The organism is Nocardioides jensenii JCM 1364 = NBRC 14755 (assembly GCF_001552535.1).
Lineage (GTDB): Bacteria > Actinomycetota > Actinomycetes > Propionibacteriales > Nocardioidaceae > Nocardioides > Nocardioides jensenii.
Map to the genome: position 1 here is coordinate 1 of NZ_BCRJ01000019.1, position 16,967 is coordinate 16,967.

The window sequence follows — 16,967 nt, forward strand, 5'->3', positions numbered from 1 at the left end:
AGTTCGTCGAACTGGCGACGGGTCAGCCCGAACTCACGACGGGTCGGCCCGAACTGGCGACGGGTCAGCCGACGAGCTGGTTGACCAGACGCTCGAGTTGACGCGCCGGGTCGGCGGTGATGCCACCGTGGACCGGGCCGGGCTGGATCACTGTGCTGCGCGGTGCCTTGAGGAATCCGAAACGGGTGCCGATCGGCGTGAGCGCTGCCGCGCCGACGCGCTCGTCTCCGGCACACACGTCCTCGACGAACGTCAAGGAGGCACAGACCCGCTCCAGGTCGAGGCCGGGGTGGACGGCGAGCAGGCGGTCGGTGTCGATGCGCCAGGCCACGTCGAGAAAGTCCGCGGCCTGGCAGTGGACGACGACACCCACGTTGACGAACTCCTCGCGCTCGACGCGCGGGACGCACCGCAGGACGACGTATTGATAGGCGAGCGCACTCACGACGTGCCCCCGGGCAGCCACTGCCGAGTGGCCAGGCGGGCCGTGAGGAACCGCACGTACGCCGCACGCAGGTCGGCCGGGTCCTCGGCGCCGGGCACCGGCTCGAGCCAGACGTCAGGCACCTCGGCGACCACGTCGGTCAGCATCGCCTCATCGACCAGGTTGCTCAGCTCGACGTCGGTCTTGACCAGGTCGCTCGCCCGCTCGAGCAGCACGTGGTCGGAGGAGTCCCACGGCTGCGCGGCGAATCGGGCCGGGTCGGTGATGCCACCACCCCAGGCGTGGTGGAAGTAGAGAGAGGCCCCGTGGTCGATCACCCACAGGTCGCCGTGCCAGACCAGCAGGTTCGGGTTGCGCCAGCTGCGGTCGACGTTGGCGGTTAACGCGTCGAGCCAGACCACCTTCGCGGCCAGCTCGGCATCGGTCTCGTTCTGCCCGTCGTAGCCGAAGGAGCCGGGCAGGAAGTCGACGCCGAGGTTGAGCCCGAGGCTGGCGTTGAGGAGGTCCTGGACCTCCTCGTCGGCCTCATAGCGGGCAATGTCGGCAGCGAGCTCGAGGGCCACCAGGCGAGGGGTGGCCAAGCCGATGCGACGGGCCAGCTCGCCGACGATCACCTCGGCGACCAGGACCCGCAGGCCCTGACCTGCGCCACGGAACTTGCACACGTAGGTGCCCAGATCGCCGGCCTCGACGATGCCCGGCATGGAACCGCCCTCACGCAACGGCGTCACGTAGCGGGTGACCGGAACGGTGATGATCACGCGATCAGGGCCTCGTCGTCGAGCCGCTTCTTCTGCTCCTCGATGTCGAAGTCGGGCTCGGGCCACTCGAGGTCGAGGGCCTCGAACGCCTCGCGCAACAGGTGAGCAACGGCCAGGTTGCGGAACCACTTGCGGTTCGCCGGCACCACGTGCCAGGGGGCAGCCTCGGTGTTGGTGCGCTCGATCGCCAGCTCATAGGCCCGCTGGTACGCCGGCCAGAGCTCGCGCTCGTCGATGTCGCCCGGGTTGAACTTCCAGTACTTCGTCGGGTCGTCAAGCCGTGCCTGCAGACGCTTCTTCTGCTCATCGGCGGAGATGTGCAGCATGCACTTGATGATCGTGACCCCGTCATCGACGAGCTCCTGCTCGAAGGCGTTGATCGCGTCGTAGCGATTCTCGATCTCCTCCGGGGCGACCAGCTCACGGACCCTGCCGATCAGGACGTCCTCGTAGTGCGAACGATCGAACACACCGACGAAGCCGGGCTCGGGGACGGCCTTGCGGATCCGCCACAGGAAATCGTGCTCGAGCTCCTCCTTGCTCGGCGCCTTGAACGAGGTGATCCGCACCCCCTGGGGGTCGACGAGTCCGACCGTGTGGCGAAGCACGCCGCCCTTGCCCGAGGTGTCCATCCCCTGCAGGACGAGCAGGAGCCGGCGCTCGTCACCGGCCGACCGAGCCGCGAACAGGCGCTCCTGCAGGTCTGCGAGACCGGGGCCCATCTCCTCCAGGACCGTCTCCCCGGCCGATTTGTCGCCGTCGAAACCGGGCTTGCCCTCGGGGTCGATCTCATCGAGGTCGACGCGGCCGCCGGGCACGCGGAGCAGGTCGTGGAAGGACTCGTTCTTCGACATGGGGAACACCTTAGTGTGGCGGCACCATCACCTGAGCGCACGCCGTTCGTGACCCACGTTCAGCCGATGACCGTGGCCACGTCGAACGCGCAGCCGACCATCGTCTCCGTCGTACCGTCACGTTGTGGTTCGTCGAACCAGGTGCCCTGGCGGAAGCCGACCTTGTCCAGGACGCGGAGCGAGGACTGGTTGCGGTGGTCAGGCGCGGCGAAGTACGTCGTGGCGTCGGGAAAGCGATGTCTCGTGCGCAACAACCACGCCCACAGCATCCGAGCACCGATCCCGCGGCCGATCCAGGCTTCCTCACCGATCGCGTAGTCGACCCCGATCGCCTCCGGATCCGGCGTCAGCAGTGCGAAGTCGGGATAGGCGCTGATGCGGTAGTCCTGCAGGAAGCCCACCGAGCGACCGTTCACCTCCGCCACCCACATTCGGGTCGGGGTGGTCCCGTCGATGTGCGGGGTGTATTTCGCAGTCACCGTCTCGATGTCGGGTGAGCCGTCGTTCGACCACCACCGGTCGACGTGCTCCGCGGCACGCCACCTGGCCAGGTCCGGCAGGTCTCCCCGGGTCATCGCCCGCAGCGTGACCCGCAGGTCGGGGTCGACGACGAACCGCTTGCAGGCGCCGGAGAGGTCCAGGGCACACGGCTCCCCCGGCATCGTCGCGGCGAGGCGATCGGCCGCGTGGGCCCACGACTCCCCCTCCTGGATCACCCCGCTGAGCTCGCGGGAGCCGTATTCCACGACGACGTGCGCGGGATCGGACATGTGTCGAGGTTAGACGAGGCGACCGGCGGTATCACCCGGCTGCCCCCGCCCTCCTGACCGGTATGACCACGACACCCGACACCGACCACTTCGTCTGCAACGTGCTGCCCTCGACCGGCACCACCACGGACTGGAACTTCGACGACTCCCGCGATGCCGGAGCCCTCGGCGCCCCCGCCGCACTGCCCGCCAGCGTCGACCTGCGTGACTCCTGGTGGGGGATCCACGACCAGGAGTCGACCGGATCCTGTGTGGGGTGGGCCACCGCCGACGGTGTCGTGCGCTGGCACCTCGTCAAGGCACGCAAGGCAACCAGGACGCTGCAACTCTCGGCCCGGCACGTGTGGATGGCCTCGAAGGAGACCGACGAGTTCACCACCCGACCACAGAGCTTCATCGAGGAGGCTGGCACGTCCCTGAAGGCCGCCCTCGACGTGGCCCGCAAACAGGGGGTGGCCCGGGAGAAGGACCTGCCCTTCCACCTCGGGGCGACGATGTTCCCCGGGCGGGAGAATGTCTTCTACGCCAGCTGCGCTCGCCGCAAGATCGCGGCCTACTACAACCTGCGCCTCAACCTGACCCACTGGAAGACCTGGCTCGCCGAGCAGGGGCCGATCCTGGCCGCCTTCCTGGTCGACGAGTCCTGGGACAACGCGACCGCCACGAACGGCAAGGTGGACACCTTCAAGCCGGCGAGCGTGCGCGGTGGCCACGCGATCGCGATCGTGGGCTACCGCACCGACGGACGGTTCATCGCCCGCAACAGCTGGGGCACCTCGTGGGGTGATGACGGCTTCGCCTATCTCAAGCCTGCCTACATTCGCGCCGCGTTCTATGACGAGGCGTACGGCGTCTCGACCTGACTCACCAGTCGCGGGGCGCGCCGTCGACCTCGGCCCCGTGGACGAGATCGTCATCGACCCGGTCGGCGGCGGCCAGCTCGTCACGGACCACGCTGAAGGCCATGCCCGGTGGGTAGCCCTTGCGGGCCAGCATGCCGATCAGGCGCCGGGTCGCCTTGACCTGGTCGAGGCCCCCCATGGTGCGCAGCTTCTTGCGCACCAACCGTCGGGCGGCGGCCTCCTCGTCGTCGGGGTCGATCTCGTCGAGTGCCGCACGGGCGACCACGTCGTCGATGCCCTTGCGGCGCAGCTCGTGCGCCAGGGCCCGTCGGGCGAGCCCCTTGCCCGGCTGACGCGAGGCGATCCAGGACCGGGCGAAGGACTCGTCGTCGATCAGGCCGACCTCCTCGAACCGGTCGAGCAGCTGGTGGGCGATCTCGTCAGGGACGTTCTTCTTCGCCAGTCGATCGGCCAGCTCCTTGCGGCTACGGGCCTGCCCGGTGAGCTGGTCGAGCAGGATCTTGCGGGCCACCGCCTCATGGTCAGCCTCGGCGCCCGAGCCGTCGTCGTCCGGGGCCAGTCCGCTCGCTGACGGGGCGTTGCGTGCACCTCGAGATCGGCCCGCACCCGCGGACCGACCCCCGCCTCGGGGTCGGCCTGAGCCACGCGGCTGCTCGACGGTCGGAGACGAGGTGATCTCACCGGCGGCGACTCCGCGCAACCACGCCTCGACCCCGTCACCGACGTCGCCCTGCCAGACCGGCTCCTCCGGTCGTGGCCCGGCGTCCGGAGGCTTCACGCCCTCTGCCTGGTCGCCCTCCGGCGCCACCGCCCACTCGGGCGGTGGCCCCGCTGCTCCGGGCGTGGAGGGACCGACCATCAGAAGTCGATGTTGGTCGGCTCCGCAACGGGCTCGTCGACCTTCGGACCGACACCCAGGGTCTCGAGGATCTTCTTCTCCAGCTCGTTGGCCAGGTCGGGGTTGTCCTTGAGGAAGGTGCGGGCGTTCTCCTTGCCCTGACCGAGCTGGTCGCCCTCGTAGGTGTACCAAGCACCGGCCTTGCGGACCAGGCCGGCCTCGACACCGACGTCGATCAGACCACCCTCGCGGCTGATGCCCTTGCCGTACATGATGTCGAACTCGGCCTGCTTGAACGGCGGGGCGACCTTGTTCTTGACGACCTTCACGCGGGTGCGGTTGCCGACCATGTCGGTGCCGTCCTTGAGCGTCTCGATGCGGCGTACGTCGAGACGCACCGAGGAGTAGAACTTCAGCGCCCGGCCACCCGTGGTGGTCTCCGGCGAGCCGAACATCACACCGATCTTCTCGCGGAGCTGGTTGATGAAGATCGCGGTGGTGTTGGAGTTGTTCAACGCACCGGTCATCTTGCGCAGCGCCTGGCTCATCAGTCGGGCCTGAAGGCCCACGTGACTGTCGCCCATCTCGCCCTCGATCTCGGCCCGGGGCACGAGTGCGGCCACCGAGTCGATCACGATCAGGTCGAGCGCACCGGAGCGGATCAGCATGTCGGCGATCTCGAGCGCCTGCTCACCCGAGTCGGGCTGGGAGACCAGCAGGGCGTCGGTGTCGACGCCGAGGTTCTTGGCGTAGTCGGGGTCGAGCGCGTGCTCGGCGTCGATGAACGCCACGATGCCGCCGGCCGCCTGGGCACTGGCCACCGAGTGCAGGGCGACCGTGGTCTTTCCCGAGGACTCCGGGCCGTAGATCTCGACGACGCGGCCTCGCGGGAGACCGCCGAGGCCGAGGGCGACGTCGAGAGCGATCGACCCGGTCGGGATGACTTCGAGGGGTGCGCGGGTCTCGTCGCCGAGGCGCATCACCGAGCCCTTGCCGAAGCTCTTCTCAATGTTGGCGAGTGCTGCGTCGAGCGCCTTGTCGCGGTCTCCAGCCATGATGTCCGTCCTTGTCGAGTCTGTGGTCGATGTGTTGTCCCGGACGTTAGACCGGATCACCGACAATGGGTGCCGACCACCTGCAGGGCTGTGGAGAACCCCGGCCGACGTCCTTCACCCTAGCCCGAACAGGTGTTCGACCCAGCACGCGACACGCGGAGTCATTCGAACACCTGCACAGGTCGTCGAGCACCGTGCCGCGTGGCCCAGACCGCCGCCACCACGACGACCGCGGCGAGACAGCCCGCGAACACGTTGAGCCAACCGAAGCCCGGTCCTCCGACGATCACCCCGGCCAGTCCTCCGGCGGCCGCCGCCGAGAGCCCCATCACCAGGTCGGCCGCTCCCTGGACGTCGGTGCGCGCCTCGGGTGGTGCATGGTCAGCGACCAGCGTGGACGCGGCGACTGAGGCCAGCGACCACCCCAGGCCGAGCCAGAACAGCCCCGCGAAGATGCGCCACGACGTGCCCTCCGGAGACGAGCCGCACAACAGGACGGCACCGATCAGCACGACGCCGCCGACCGCCAGGACCGGTGCCCGGCCCGCCTTGTCGGCGGCGAGTCCGACCAGGGGCGAGAAGGCGAACATGCCGAGGACGTGCAGGCTGATGCCGTAGCCGATGACATCGAGGTGCGAGCCGCCGTGAGCCATGTGCAGCGGCGTCATCACCATCACCGAGACCATCACCGCATGAGCCCCGGCCAACCCGAGCACTGCTGCTGCGAGGACCGGTCGTTCGCGCACGGCGTCGCTGACCCGGCCCCACGACGTACCGCCTCGCGAGGTCGACGGGGAACCGGCCTGCGCCGTCAGCAGCGGGTCCGGTCGCAGGCGGACGAACAGCAGGAGTGCCGAGAGCAGCATCCCGACCGCCCCGACCGCGAACGGTCCGGTGAGATCGGGGATGTGCAGCCGAGCGGCGACCCAGGTCGAGAGCCCGGTCAGGTTCGGGCCCACCACGGCCCCGATCGTCGTCGCCCAGACCACCACGGCCAGGGACCGCGCGCGATGACGCGGCTCGGCCAGGTCGGTCGCGGCGTAGCGGGCCCCGTTGTTGGCGGCCGTGGTCGCGCCCAGCAGCGTGGCGCCCAGCAACAGCACCGGCATCGACTCGAGCACCCCGGCAACGACGCACAGCACGCCGCCCCCGGCCCCGATCAGGTTGCCGGTCACCAGCCCGAAGCGCCTGCCACGACGTGCCATCAGCAGAGCCAGGAGGTACGCCGCCACGGCGGCGCCGAGCACCTGACTGGTCTGCGCCAACCCCGCCTGACGCTCCGAGCCCGAGATCTCCTCGGCCAGCAACGACGCGGTGGCGATGCCGATCGTGAGCCCCACGGCACCGAACGCCTGGGATGCGACGAGCGTGCGAATCGTGCGGCGCTGGATCGACGCCACGTCGAGCGCGACGGGGGTGAAGGCGCTCACTTGTCGCGCAACGGGAGCTCGAGGGTCCGCCAGACCGCTTCCCAGACCTGCTTGGGCGACTCGCCGGCGGCGAGCGCCTCCTGAACGGTGCGGGAGCCCAGTTCACCGATCACGTGCTGCTCGGCCCAGGCTCTGGCATAGCCACGCCCCAGCGCCTGCTCCATCCGGTTCCAGAACTCGGTGTGCCTCATCGTCGGCGACCCCGCACGATCAGCCACGGCTGGTCGCCGCTCTCCTGGTGCAGCACCTCGTCGACCTGCCAGCCGGCGTCCTCCAGCACGGAACGCAACGGCCCCTCCTGCCAGAACACGAAGTGACGCGGCGCCTCGACCGTGCCGTGCGTCGACCACGCCTCGCCGTCACCCTGCTTCAGGGCCACGTGCAGGGCGCCGTCGGCACGCGTGGCCTCGGCCAGTCGGCGTACCACCACGGGCACGTCGTCCCGCGCCACGTGCAGCAGGCTGGCGTGCGCCCAGACCCCGTCATACGGACGGCCCGTCCTCGCGTCGGCGAGGTCGTCGGTGAGCGGGTCGATCACATCGGCCTCGTGGCCGGCTGCGCGCAGCAGCTCGACGAAGCGTGCCGACACGTCCGTGCGTCGCACGCTCAGACCGAGTCCTTCCAGGGCGAGCGCGTCGCGTCCGCCGCCGCTGCCGACCTCGATCACTCGCCCGCCGGACCCGGGCGCCGTGGTGACGGCACCGGTGAACCAGATGATCTCGTCGGCCACCCGGTCCGGCAACGTCGCCGAGGCCGCGGCATAGGCCGCGGCGTCAGCGTCGTACGCCGCGATCGTCGCGCGTTGCGTGTCGTGCCCGACGTCATGGAGGTGATGGACCACGTCGTGCAGGTGATAGCGACCGATCGAGGCCACCGAGAAGGACGAGCCGTTGCTGCGGCGCCCGGTGCGCTCCCACTGCTCCCCCGCGACACTCTCGTACGTCGCGGCGACACTGGCCGCCGCGGTCGCGAGCTCATCACGGACCGCCGCCAGCTGCTGGGCCGGGTAGTCACCCTCGAGCGCGGCCTCGTCCTGGTCCCAGTTCGCGAACAGGGGGTCGCTCTCGTCGAGCATCAGCCGCAGCCGCTCGCCGAAGACCCGGTGTACGTCGCGCACGTGACAGGCGTATTCGAGGGGCGACCAGACCGACTCGGACGGTCGCCGCGACAGGTGCGCCGGGTCGCCCGAGAGCACGACGACCCAGGCCGCAGCGTTGGCCCGCAGGGCCGCGCCCAGGTCCGTGACGTCGACGCAGGTGGTGTCGAAACCACAGTCAGGGCAGGCCTCGTCGAGGACCCAGGTCCAGTCCTTGGTGTCAGGTTCGATCGCCACGCGGCCATTCTGTCGCACGAGCGACCTGCGATCATGGGGGGATGGGTGAGTACTCCACACGGTCTGCGCGCGAGCGCGACCTGCACGACATCGCAGCGATCTACACACATGCGGTCGACCACTCGCATGCCACGTTCGACATGGAGCCACCCGACCTCGACTACTGGCGCGCCCGCCTCGACGGAGACCACCCCGGCGACCACCTGCTGGTGGCCGTCGACTCCGAGGACAGTGTCGTCGGCTATGCCTACTCCTGGTCCTACCGTCCGCGACCCGCCTACGACTCGACCCGCGAAACCTCCATCTATCTCGACGAGTCGGTGCGTGGTCAGGGCGTCGGCAAGCTGCTCTACCCCGCACTGCTCGAGACGATGGCGGTCTCGGGGGTGCACACCGCGGTGGCCCTGGTGGCGCTGCCGAACCCCGCCAGTGAGCGCCTCCACCTGGCCTGCGGCTTCGAGAAGACGGGGCAGCTGCGCGAGGTGGGCTGGAAGTTCGAGCAGTGGATCGACGTCGCGTGGTACCAGCGGATGCTGGTCAACCTGCCCTGACGGGCTCACCTCTGGATCGACGCCGGCCGACGCGGGGTCGTGGCCACCGGCCGAGGGTCAGCCCCGGTCGGAGAGCACGTGCGCTGCGCCGGCCGAGACCGCGGCCGCGCCGAGGACGGCCGGCCAGGCGCCGACCTTCTTCGCCAACGGGTGCGAGGCGCCGAAGCCACCCAGATAGATCACGCTGAGTGCGGCAGTCGTCGCCGGGCCGCTCTTGGCCAGCCAGCCGCGTCCGGCCAGGACTCCGGCACCGGCCAGCACGACCCCGCCGAGGGGACGGATTCCGGTGACGCGGGCGGCCAGGTAGCCGCCGACGAGGCCGGCAGCAGCCACCGGGGCGGTGGGAAGGGTCGTCGAGACGGAAGGACTCATGCCGGAAATCTAACCGGCCCGGCCAACCGTCGCTGACCTGGCCGGTGGCAGGAGAGCATGGAGAGGGCACGGCAACGCGATCGACCAGGGCTCCGCCATGTGGTGAGGCGCCCACCACACACGGCCCGATGAGGTTTCGGGCGTCGGTTCACCTAGTGTGTCGGCGCATGGACCCCCTCCTGATCCGCAACGTCCTCCCCGTGCCCCTCGGTGTCGACGAGGCTCCGGCCACCGAGCCGGTCGACGTGCTGGTCGACGACGGCGTCGTACGCCGGGTGGGCTCGCACCTCCCCGATGTCGAGGACGCCCGCGTGCACGACGCCGACGGTCGGTGGATCATCCCCGGCCTCTGGGACCACCACGTGCACCTGGGCCAGGTCGCGATGACCACCAGCCGCCTGGACCTCTCGACCGTGCGGTCGCCCGAGGAGGCGACCTTCTTCGTGCAGGAGCGGCTCTCGGCGTGGCCCGACAAGCCGTTGGTGGGTTTCGGGCACCGCTCCGCGACGTGGCCGCGCAAACCCACCGTCGCCGAGCTCGACGAGGTCTCCGACACCACGCCGATCGTGCTGATCAGTGGCGACGCCCACCACGCCTGGATGAACTCCCCCGCGCTGCGCGCGTTGGGACTGGCGCCCCGCCACGATGTGGTCCGTGAGTCGGAGTGGTTCGACGCCTACGCCCGGCTCGAGGACGTTGTCGGTCAGGAGGCCACCGCGGCGGCGTACCGCACGGTCCAGGTCGAGGCGGCCGCACGCGGCATCGTCGGCCTGGTCGACTTCGAGTTCAGTGGTGGCGCAATCGAGTGGGCCCAGCGCTGGGCCGACGGGGCCGATCTGCTGCGCATCCGGATGGCGACCTACGCCCACGGGCTGGACGCGGTGCTCAACGCGGGCCTGCGCTCCGGTGACCCGATCCCGGGCACCGACGGCGCGGTGATGGGACCGCTGAAGATCATCTCTGACGGCTCTCTCAACACCCGTACGGCCTGGTGCTGCATGCCGTACACCAACGGGGAGGACCTGATCCACCCGTTCGGCTACCCGAACCAGAGCGTCGATGAGATGCGCGAGCTGATGGCACGCGCGCATGCCGGCGGCTTGGAGGTCGCCGTGCATGCGATCGGCGACGCCGCCGTCCACGAGGCCCTGCTCGGCTTCGCGGCCACCGGTGCCCGCGGCTCCGTCGAGCACGCCCAGCTGATCGACGAGGCCGACGTACCACTCCTGGCTGCCTCGGGGCTGCGGGCCAGCGTTCAGCCCGCGCACCTGCTCGACGACCGCGACGTCTCCGAGCACTGCTGGGCCGACCGTCTGGACCGCTGTTTCGCGCTGCGCTGGATGTACGACGCGGGCACCCGGCTGCACCTCGGCTCCGACGCGCCGGTCGCTCCTCTGGATCCGTGGCTGGCGATGGCCGCGGCCGTCCACCGATCGGCCGACGAGCGCGACCCGTGGAATCCCGCGCAGGCGCTCACCGCGCGTGAGGCGCTGGCCGCCTCGACCGACGGCTGGGGCACGGTCGCGGTCGGTCATCCCGGCGACCTCGTGCTCCTCGACGCCGACCCGCTCGGCGACGTCGGCGACTCCGGGGCGATCAGCACCCACCTGCGCTGGATGAGCGTCGCGGCCACCTATGTCGGAGGCCGCCTGACCGCGCCCCTGCTGGACTGGACTCCCGGTCCGGGCTGACCGCACTGGTGCGGTGGTGTGCTCGCCGGCGCCGTGTCACAACCCGTGTCGAGCAACCGTGACCCCGCGTTGCTCGGCGCGCTGTGGGTGACATGGGGGAAGATGGCGGAATGGTCCTCGAGCAGTTCAGTGCACCGACACGTGCGTGGTTCGAGGCTGCCTTCGCCGAGCCGACTCCGGCTCAGGTCGGCGCCTGGCAGGCGATCGGCGCCGGGCGGCACTCACTGGTCGTCGCACCGACCGGTTCCGGCAAGACCCTGTCGGCGTTCCTGTGGTCGATCGACAAACTGGTCAACTCGCCGGTGCCCGAGGAGAGGCAGCGCCGCTGCCGGGTCCTCTACGTCTCGCCGCTGAAGGCCCTTGCCGTCGACGTCGAACGCAACCTGCGCGCGCCACTGGCCGGCATCCGACACACCGCCGACCGCCTCGGCGAGCCCGCCCGCGAGGTGACCATCGGGCTCCGGTCGGGCGACACCTCCGCCTCCGATCGTCGCCGGCTCCAGACCACACCACCCGACATCATGATCACGACTCCCGAGTCGCTGTTCCTGATGCTGACCTCCCAGGCCCGTGAGGCGCTGCGCGGCGTCGAGACCGTCATCGTCGACGAGGTGCACGCGGTCGCGGGCACCAAGCGCGGAGCCCACCTTGCGCTCTCCCTCGAACGACTCGACGAGCTGCTCGACCGACCCGCCCAACGCATCGGCCTCTCCGCCACGGTCCGCCCCCTCGAGGAAGTCGCCCGTTTCCTCGGCGGCACGACACCGGTCGAGATCGTCGCTCCGCCCTCGGAGAAGGCGTGGGACCTCCGCGTCGTGGTGCCCGTCGAGGACATGGCCGAGATCGGTCAGCCCTTGGACGAAGAGTTCGAGGGTCCGGCTTCCGCGGGGCCGCGCAACTCCTCGATCTGGCCGCACGTCGAGGAGAGCGTCGTCGACCTCATCGAGCAGCACCGCTCCACGATCGTGTTCGCCAACTCCCGCCGTCTGGCCGAACGACTCACCGCCCGGCTCAACGAGATCGCCGCCGAGCGGGCGGAGAGCCTCGACAGGGCCGCCGGCGCGACGTACTCGACCGACGACGGGCGCGGCGCGACCTCCTCGACCAGCGAAGGCAGGCCGCCGGCCCAGATCATGGCGCAGTCGGGTGCCAGCCAGGGTGCGGCACCGGTCATCGCGAAGGCCCACCACGGGTCGGTCTCGAAGGAGCAGCGAGCGATCATCGAGGACGACCTCAAACGGGGCCGACTGCCCTGCGTGGTCGCCACCAGCAGTCTTGAGCTCGGCATCGACATGGGTGCGGTCGACCTGGTCGTCCAGATCGAGTCGCCGCCGAGCGTGGCCAGCGCGCTTCAACGCGTCGGCCGTGCCGGCCACCAGGTCGGGGAGATCTCTCGCGGGGTGCTCTACCCCAAGCACCGCGGCGACCTCGCCCAGACCGCGGTCGCCGTACAACGCATGCGCAGTGGGGCGATCGAGGCCCTGCGGATCCCAGCCAACCCGCTGGACGTGCTGGCCCAGCAGGTGGTCGCGGCCACGGCCCTGGAGGCCTGGGACGCCGACGAGCTCTATGCGCTGGTCTGCCGCAGCGCATCGTTCAGCAAGCTGCCCCGCAGTGCCTACGACGCCACGCTCGACCTGCTCAGCGGGCGCTACCCCAGCGACGAGTTCGCCGAGCTGCGGCCGCGCATCGTGTGGGACAGGGTGACCGGGTTGCTGACCGGCCGGCCGGGCGCCCAGCGTCTCGCCGTGACCAGTGGGGGCACCATTCCCGACCGCGGGCTGTTCGGCGTCTTCCTCGTCGGGGAGAAGGCGAACAGGGTCGGCGAGCTGGACGAGGAGATGGTCTACGAGTCACGCGTGGGCGACGTCTTCGCGCTCGGCGCGACCAGTTGGCGCATCGAGGACATCACCCACGACCGGGTGCTGGTGACACCGGCACCGGGGGTGCCGGGTCGGCTGCCGTTCTGGAAGGGCGACACCCTCGGTCGACCGGCAGAGCTGGGCGAGGCGGTCGGTGCGTTCACCCGCGAGCTTGGCTCGTTGGATGCCGACGAGGCCGGTCTGCGCGCACGCGCGGTCGGGCTCGACGACTGGGCTGCCGACAACCTGGTCGCCTATCTGGGCGAGCAGCGCGAGGCCACCAACGTGCTGCCCAGTGACCGCACGATCGTGGTCGAGCGGTTCCGCGACGAGCTCGGCGACTGGCGGCTGGTCGTGCACTCGCCCTACGGCACTCCGGTGCACGCGCCGTGGGCGCTGGCCATCAACACCCGGTTGCGTGAGCGCTACGGTGTCGAGGCCTCCGCGGTGGCCTCCGACGACGGCATCGTGCTGCGCATCCCCGACACCGACGCCGAGCCGCCCGGCGGCGAGGTGGTGGTGTTCGAGGCCGACGAGGTGGAAGACATCGTCACCACCGAGGTGGGTGGCTCGGCCCTGTTCGCGAGCCGCTTTCGCGAGTGCGCGGCGCGGGCCCTGCTCCTGCCACGCCGCGACCCCGGACGGCGCTCCCCGTTGTGGCAGCAACGACAGCGCAGCGCCCAGCTGCTCGAGGTGGCGGTCAAGTACCCCTCCTTCCCGATCGTGCTCGAGGCAGTGCGCGAGGTCCTCCAGGACGTCTACGACCTGCCCAGCCTGGTCGGCCTGATGGGCCGCATCGACCGACGTGAGCTCCGCGTGGTCGACGTCGCCACCCAGCAGCCCTCGCCCTATGCGCGGAGCCTGCTGTTCGGCTACGTCGCCCAGTTCGTCTACGAGGGCGACTCCCCCATCGCCGAACGCCGGGCCGCCGCCCTCAGCCTCGACCAGGGGTTGCTGGCCGAGCTCCTGGGCCGGGCCGAGCTCCGGGAGCTGCTCGACCCCGACGTGCTCCTCGAGGTCGAGGCCGAGCTGCAGCGTCTGGCACCGGATCGCCGGGCCCGCGGCGACGAGGGCGTGGCCGACCTGCTGCGCCTGCTCGGTCCGCTCTCCGCGGCCGAGGTCGCCGACCGTTGCGTCGAGGGTGCCGACGTCTCCGCGTGGTTGACCCACCTCGCCGACGTACGCCGCATCGCCCCGGTGCGCATGGGTGGCGACGAGCGCTGGTGCGCCATCGAGGACATCGGGCGACTGCGTGACGGACTCGGTGTTCCGGTGCCGCCGGGCATCCCCGACGTGTTCACCGAGCCCGTCGAGGATCCGCTCGGCGACCTGGTCGGCCGGTTCGCCCGCACCCACGGGCCGTTCGTCACCGCCGACGTGGCCGACCGGCTCGGTCTCGGAGTGGCCGTCGCCCGTCAGACCCTGCAGCGGCTGGCGGCGTCGGGTCGCGTGCTCGAGGGCGAGTTCCGACCCGCCGGCTCGGGTGACGAATGGTGCGATGCCGAGGTGCTGCGTCGTCTGCGGCGCCGGTCGCTGGCCCGTCTGCGCAAAGAGGTCGAACCTGTCGACCCTGAGGCACTGGGCCGGTTCCTGCCTCCCTGGCAGCACGTCACCGGTGGCGGTCGCGGGGCACTGCGTGGCCTGGACGGTGTCCTGGCCGCGGTCGACCAGCTGGCCGGTTGCCCGATCCCCGCGTCGGCCCTGGAGCCCCTGGTCCTGGCAGCCCGGGTCAGCGACTACGAGCCGGCCATGCTCGACGAGCTCACCTCGACAGGCGAGGTGGTGTGGGCCGGGCACGGCACCCTGCCCGGCAACGACGGGTGGGTCTCGGTGCACCTGGCCGACCAGGCGCCGTTGACCCTGCCCGAGCCGTCCACGCCCGACCTGGGCGAGCTGCACCGGGCAGTTCTCGAGGCACTCTCGCCCGGGGGCGGCTACTTCTTCCGCCAGCTCGGCCGGGCGCTCGGCCAAGGGTTCGGCCGGCCGCTCGGCCAGCCCTCTCCGGGCCCGAGCGACGACGCCGAGCTGAGCGCTGTCCTGTGGGATCTGGTCTGGTCGGGCCACCTCACCAACGACACCCTCGCGCCACTGCGTGCCCTCACCCGCACGGGCACCACGGCTCATCGCAGCCGCCGTACGCCGCCCCGCGCCCGGGCAGCCGGCGGCCGCGGGCGCGTGGTGATGCCCTCACGCACGGGCCCTCCGCAGACGGCGGGACGCTGGGCGATGCTGCCGCCGATCGACCTCGACCCGACCCGACGTGCGCACGCCACCGCCGAGGCACTGCTCGAGAGACACGGCGTGGTCACCCGCGGCGCGGTGATGAGCGAGCGGGTGCCCGGTGGGTTCGCCGGTGTGTACAAGGTGCTGTCGGCCTTCGAGGAGACCGGGCGGTGCCGGCGCGGCTACTTCGTGGATGGCTTGGGGGCGGCCCAGTTCGGCACGTCCGGGGCCGTCGACCGGCTGCGCACGCACGTCGATCCGCCCGCCGGCAACAAGCCTTCGGCGGTCGCCCTGGCAGCCACAGATCCGGCAAACCCGTTCGGGGCCGCCCTGCCGTGGCCGGTGATCTCGACCGACGCACCGGTGGCCGAGGCGGGTGCGGCATCGGCCACGTCCGCGTCACCGGCGAGGTCGGGACACCGACCCGGCCGCAAGGCCGGCGCCCTCGTGGTGCTGGTCGACGGCGCGCTGGCGTTGTACGTCGAACGCGGCGGACGCACCCTGATCACCTTCACCGAATCCCCCGACCTGCTCGGCCCGGCCTGTGCCGCGCTCGGCGATGCCGTCCGTCGTGGGACGCTGGGGCGACTGACGGTCGAGAAGGCCGACGGAGAACCCCTGCTCGGGCGGGGCGACAATGGCTCGCCGTTGCGACAGGCTTTGACCGAAGCCGGGTTCGTGACCACACCGAGAGGGTTGAGGATCCGTGCCTGAGGGAGACACCGTCTGGCGAACCGCCCAGGCCATGGACAAGGCCCTGACCGGGGCCCGCATCACGCTCAGCGACTTCCGGGTGCCCCAGCTGGCGGAGGTCGAGCTCACCGGCAAGCTGGTCAACGGCACGGTGTCCCGCGGCAAGCACCTGCTCACCCGCATCGGCGACGACCACACGCTGCACACGCACCTGAAGATGGAGGGCGCCTGGCATCTCTACCGGGCCGAGAGCCGCTGGCAGCGGCCCATCGACCAGGCCCGCGTCGTGCTCCGCACCCCACGCTGGATCGCGGTCGGCTTCTCCCTGGGCATCGTCGAGCTGCTGGCCCGCGACGCCGAGGAGCAGGCCGTGGGTCATCTCGGCCCCGACCTCCTCGGCGACAACTGGAACCGCGACGAGGCGGTCCGTCGACTGCGCCACGACAGTGATCGCCCGATCGGCGAGGCACTGCTCGACCAGCGCAACCTGGCCGGCATCGGCAACCTCTACGAGAACGAGCTCTGCTTCCTCAGCGGCGTCCTGCCGACCACCCCGGTCTCCCGGGTCGGGGATCTCGAGCGAATGGTCGACCGGGCCAAGTCGTTGCTCGAGGCCAACAAGGGGCGCCGCATCCAGACCACGACCGGGAACACCCGGCACGGCACCCAGCACTGGGTCTACGGTCGCAACACCCACCCGTGCCAGCGGTGCGGCACCACCATCGAGACCGGACTGCTCGGCCCGGCGGGGCGGCAGCGGACAGCGTTCTGGTGCCCGTCCTGCCAGACCTGACGACGCCTCGGTCGAGGTCAGCCCGATCGGTGGATCAGGCGGCGGAGGCGACCACGTCGCCGGTGCGGCGCACGACGGGGATCGGCGTGGTGGCCAGCTCGAGCGCGAGCTCTTCGCGAGCCACGGCCTCGCTGACGTCGCTGAGCACGTTCGAGAGCGGCACGTCGAGCGCATTGCACAGCGAGGCGAGAAGCTCGGACGACGCTTCCTTCTGACCGCGCTCGATCTCAGAGATGTAGCCGAGACTGACGCGGGCTTCCGCGGAGACTTCGCGCAGGGTCAGGCCGCGCCGCATCCGCTGCGAGCGCAAGACCTCGCCGAGCAGTCGACGAAACAGCACCATGGGCCCGTCCTCTCTCCGTTGATGGGTCCAACGCTACCTGTTCCCGGTTTCTTCCCGGGCACGACTATGCCGAAGGCTGAAATCCGGAGC

General features: G+C 70.6%; 16 protein-coding genes. 5 read left to right on the top strand and 11 right to left on the bottom strand.

Translation table 11 applies throughout. The annotated features are described in order from the left end of the window. Positions 1–64: 64 nt before the first annotated feature. Genes NJ4_RS06825 through NJ4_RS06840 form a run of 4 tightly spaced genes read right to left on the bottom strand, consistent with a single transcriptional unit; the run spans position 65 to position 2,830 of the window. Entirely contained in the window at positions 65–445 is a 381-nt protein-coding gene (locus tag NJ4_RS06825; RefSeq protein ID WP_067432191.1) for a DUF3037 domain-containing protein, read from the bottom strand. Further along, positions 442–1,206 carry a HipA family kinase gene (locus NJ4_RS06830; protein ID WP_067432125.1) on the bottom strand — a complete coding sequence of 255 codons (765 nt, stop codon included), beginning with the start codon at positions 1,204–1,206 and terminating at the stop codon, positions 442–444. Before NJ4_RS06830 ends, NJ4_RS06825 begins: the two co-directional genes overlap by 4 nt. Continuing rightward, the gene (locus tag NJ4_RS06835) at positions 1,203–2,060 is read right to left on the bottom strand and encodes a polyphosphate kinase 2 family protein (protein WP_067432128.1); all 858 of its coding nucleotides are present in this window, start codon (positions 2,058–2,060) and stop codon (positions 1,203–1,205) included. Before NJ4_RS06835 ends, NJ4_RS06830 begins: the two co-directional genes overlap by 4 nt. A 59-nt stretch (positions 2,061–2,119) precedes the next feature. Continuing rightward, positions 2,120–2,830, bottom strand: coding sequence for a GNAT family N-acetyltransferase (locus NJ4_RS06840; RefSeq protein WP_067432131.1), 711 nt, complete (start codon positions 2,828–2,830; stop codon positions 2,120–2,122). A 62-nt stretch (positions 2,831–2,892) separates the two neighbouring features. Here NJ4_RS06840 and NJ4_RS06845 point away from each other — a divergent pair, with 62 nt between their 5' ends. Then, positions 2,893–3,693, top strand: a complete 801-nt coding sequence (locus NJ4_RS06845) for a C1 family peptidase (RefSeq protein ID WP_082748254.1) — start codon at positions 2,893–2,895, stop codon at positions 3,691–3,693. 1 nt (position 3,694) lies between these two features. Here NJ4_RS06845 and NJ4_RS06850 read toward each other — a convergent pair whose 3' ends face one another. The 5 genes from NJ4_RS06850 to NJ4_RS06870 form a co-directional block, all read right to left on the bottom strand. After that, the gene (locus NJ4_RS06850; protein ID WP_082748255.1) at positions 3,695–4,552 is read right to left on the bottom strand and encodes a regulatory protein RecX; all 858 of its coding nucleotides are present in this window, start codon (positions 4,550–4,552) and stop codon (positions 3,695–3,697) included. Beyond that, complete coding sequence (gene recA, locus NJ4_RS06855) at positions 4,552–5,586, bottom strand: recombinase RecA (RefSeq protein WP_067432139.1); 1,035 nt, start codon at positions 5,584–5,586, stop codon at positions 4,552–4,554. Before recA ends, NJ4_RS06850 begins: the two co-directional genes overlap by 1 nt. A gap of 161 nt (positions 5,587–5,747) precedes the next feature. Then, on the bottom strand, positions 5,748–7,016 hold the full coding sequence (locus NJ4_RS06860) for an MFS transporter (RefSeq protein WP_067432141.1): 1,269 nt from the start codon (positions 7,014–7,016) through the stop codon (positions 5,748–5,750). Beyond that, positions 7,013–7,207, bottom strand: coding sequence for a DUF3046 domain-containing protein (locus NJ4_RS06865; protein WP_067432143.1), 195 nt, complete (start codon positions 7,205–7,207; stop codon positions 7,013–7,015). The genes NJ4_RS06860 and NJ4_RS06865 overlap by 4 nt, the downstream gene beginning before the upstream one ends. Continuing rightward, complete coding sequence (locus NJ4_RS06870; protein WP_067432145.1) at positions 7,204–8,349, bottom strand: class I SAM-dependent methyltransferase; 1,146 nt, start codon at positions 8,347–8,349, stop codon at positions 7,204–7,206. The genes NJ4_RS06865 and NJ4_RS06870 overlap by 4 nt, the downstream gene beginning before the upstream one ends. Positions 8,350–8,390: 41 nt before the next feature. On the opposite strand from NJ4_RS06870, the gene NJ4_RS06875 reads away from it, so the two are divergent. Next, positions 8,391–8,900: a GNAT family N-acetyltransferase gene (locus NJ4_RS06875; protein WP_067432147.1), complete on the top strand. Its 510-nt coding sequence runs from the start codon at positions 8,391–8,393 to the stop codon at positions 8,898–8,900. A 57-nt stretch (positions 8,901–8,957) separates the two neighbouring features. On the opposite strand, the gene NJ4_RS06880 is transcribed toward NJ4_RS06875, so the two are convergent. Then, positions 8,958–9,272 (bottom strand): hypothetical protein, encoded by a 315-nt coding sequence (locus NJ4_RS06880; protein ID WP_067432149.1) that lies wholly within the window; start codon positions 9,270–9,272, stop codon positions 8,958–8,960. Between the two features lie 167 nt (positions 9,273–9,439). Between NJ4_RS06880 and NJ4_RS06885 the strand changes: the two genes are divergently transcribed. The 3 genes from NJ4_RS06885 to NJ4_RS06895 all read left to right on the top strand — a co-directional run bounded on the left by NJ4_RS06885 (position 9,440) and on the right by NJ4_RS06895 (position 16,534). Continuing rightward, a complete protein-coding gene (locus tag NJ4_RS06885) occupies positions 9,440–10,963 on the top strand; it encodes an amidohydrolase (RefSeq protein ID WP_067432151.1) in 1,524 nt (507 codons plus the stop codon). A 110-nt stretch (positions 10,964–11,073) separates the two neighbouring features. Then, complete coding sequence (locus NJ4_RS06890) at positions 11,074–15,762, top strand: ATP-dependent helicase (RefSeq protein ID WP_067432153.1); 4,689 nt, start codon at positions 11,074–11,076, stop codon at positions 15,760–15,762. After that, positions 15,755–16,534, top strand: coding sequence for an Fpg/Nei family DNA glycosylase (locus NJ4_RS06895; RefSeq protein ID WP_067432156.1), 780 nt, complete (start codon positions 15,755–15,757; stop codon positions 16,532–16,534). Before NJ4_RS06890 ends, NJ4_RS06895 begins: the two co-directional genes overlap by 8 nt. A 34-nt stretch (positions 16,535–16,568) precedes the next feature. On the opposite strand, the gene NJ4_RS06900 is transcribed toward NJ4_RS06895, so the two are convergent. After that, complete coding sequence (locus tag NJ4_RS06900; RefSeq protein WP_067432158.1) at positions 16,569–16,877, bottom strand: helix-turn-helix domain-containing protein; 309 nt, start codon at positions 16,875–16,877, stop codon at positions 16,569–16,571. Positions 16,878–16,967 lie beyond the last annotated feature (90 nt).

Excerpts from the sequence above, each read along its gene's own strand:
- NJ4_RS06835 (WP_067432128.1), bottom strand. The coding sequence starts at position 2,060 with ATGTCGAAGAACGAGTCCTTCCACGACCTGCTCCGCGTGCCCGGCGGC.
- NJ4_RS06840 (WP_067432131.1), bottom strand. The coding sequence starts at position 2,830 with ATGTCCGATCCCGCGCACGTCGTCGTGGAATACGGCTCCCGCGAGCTC.
- NJ4_RS06845 (WP_082748254.1), top strand. The coding sequence starts at position 2,893 with ATGACCACGACACCCGACACCGACCACTTCGTCTGCAACGTGCTGCCC.
- NJ4_RS06850 (WP_082748255.1), bottom strand. The coding sequence starts at position 4,552 with ATGGTCGGTCCCTCCACGCCCGGAGCAGCGGGGCCACCGCCCGAGTGG.
- recA (WP_067432139.1), bottom strand. The coding sequence starts at position 5,586 with ATGGCTGGAGACCGCGACAAGGCGCTCGACGCAGCACTCGCCAACATT.
- NJ4_RS06865 (WP_067432143.1), bottom strand. The coding sequence starts at position 7,207 with ATGAGGCACACCGAGTTCTGGAACCGGATGGAGCAGGCGCTGGGGCGT.
- NJ4_RS06875 (WP_067432147.1), top strand. The coding sequence starts at position 8,391 with ATGGGTGAGTACTCCACACGGTCTGCGCGCGAGCGCGACCTGCACGAC.
- NJ4_RS06880 (WP_067432149.1), bottom strand. The coding sequence starts at position 9,272 with ATGAGTCCTTCCGTCTCGACGACCCTTCCCACCGCCCCGGTGGCTGCT.
- NJ4_RS06885 (WP_067432151.1), top strand. The coding sequence starts at position 9,440 with ATGGACCCCCTCCTGATCCGCAACGTCCTCCCCGTGCCCCTCGGTGTC.
- NJ4_RS06890 (WP_067432153.1), top strand. The coding sequence starts at position 11,074 with ATGGTCCTCGAGCAGTTCAGTGCACCGACACGTGCGTGGTTCGAGGCT.
- NJ4_RS06900 (WP_067432158.1), bottom strand. The coding sequence starts at position 16,877 with ATGGTGCTGTTTCGTCGACTGCTCGGCGAGGTCTTGCGCTCGCAGCGG.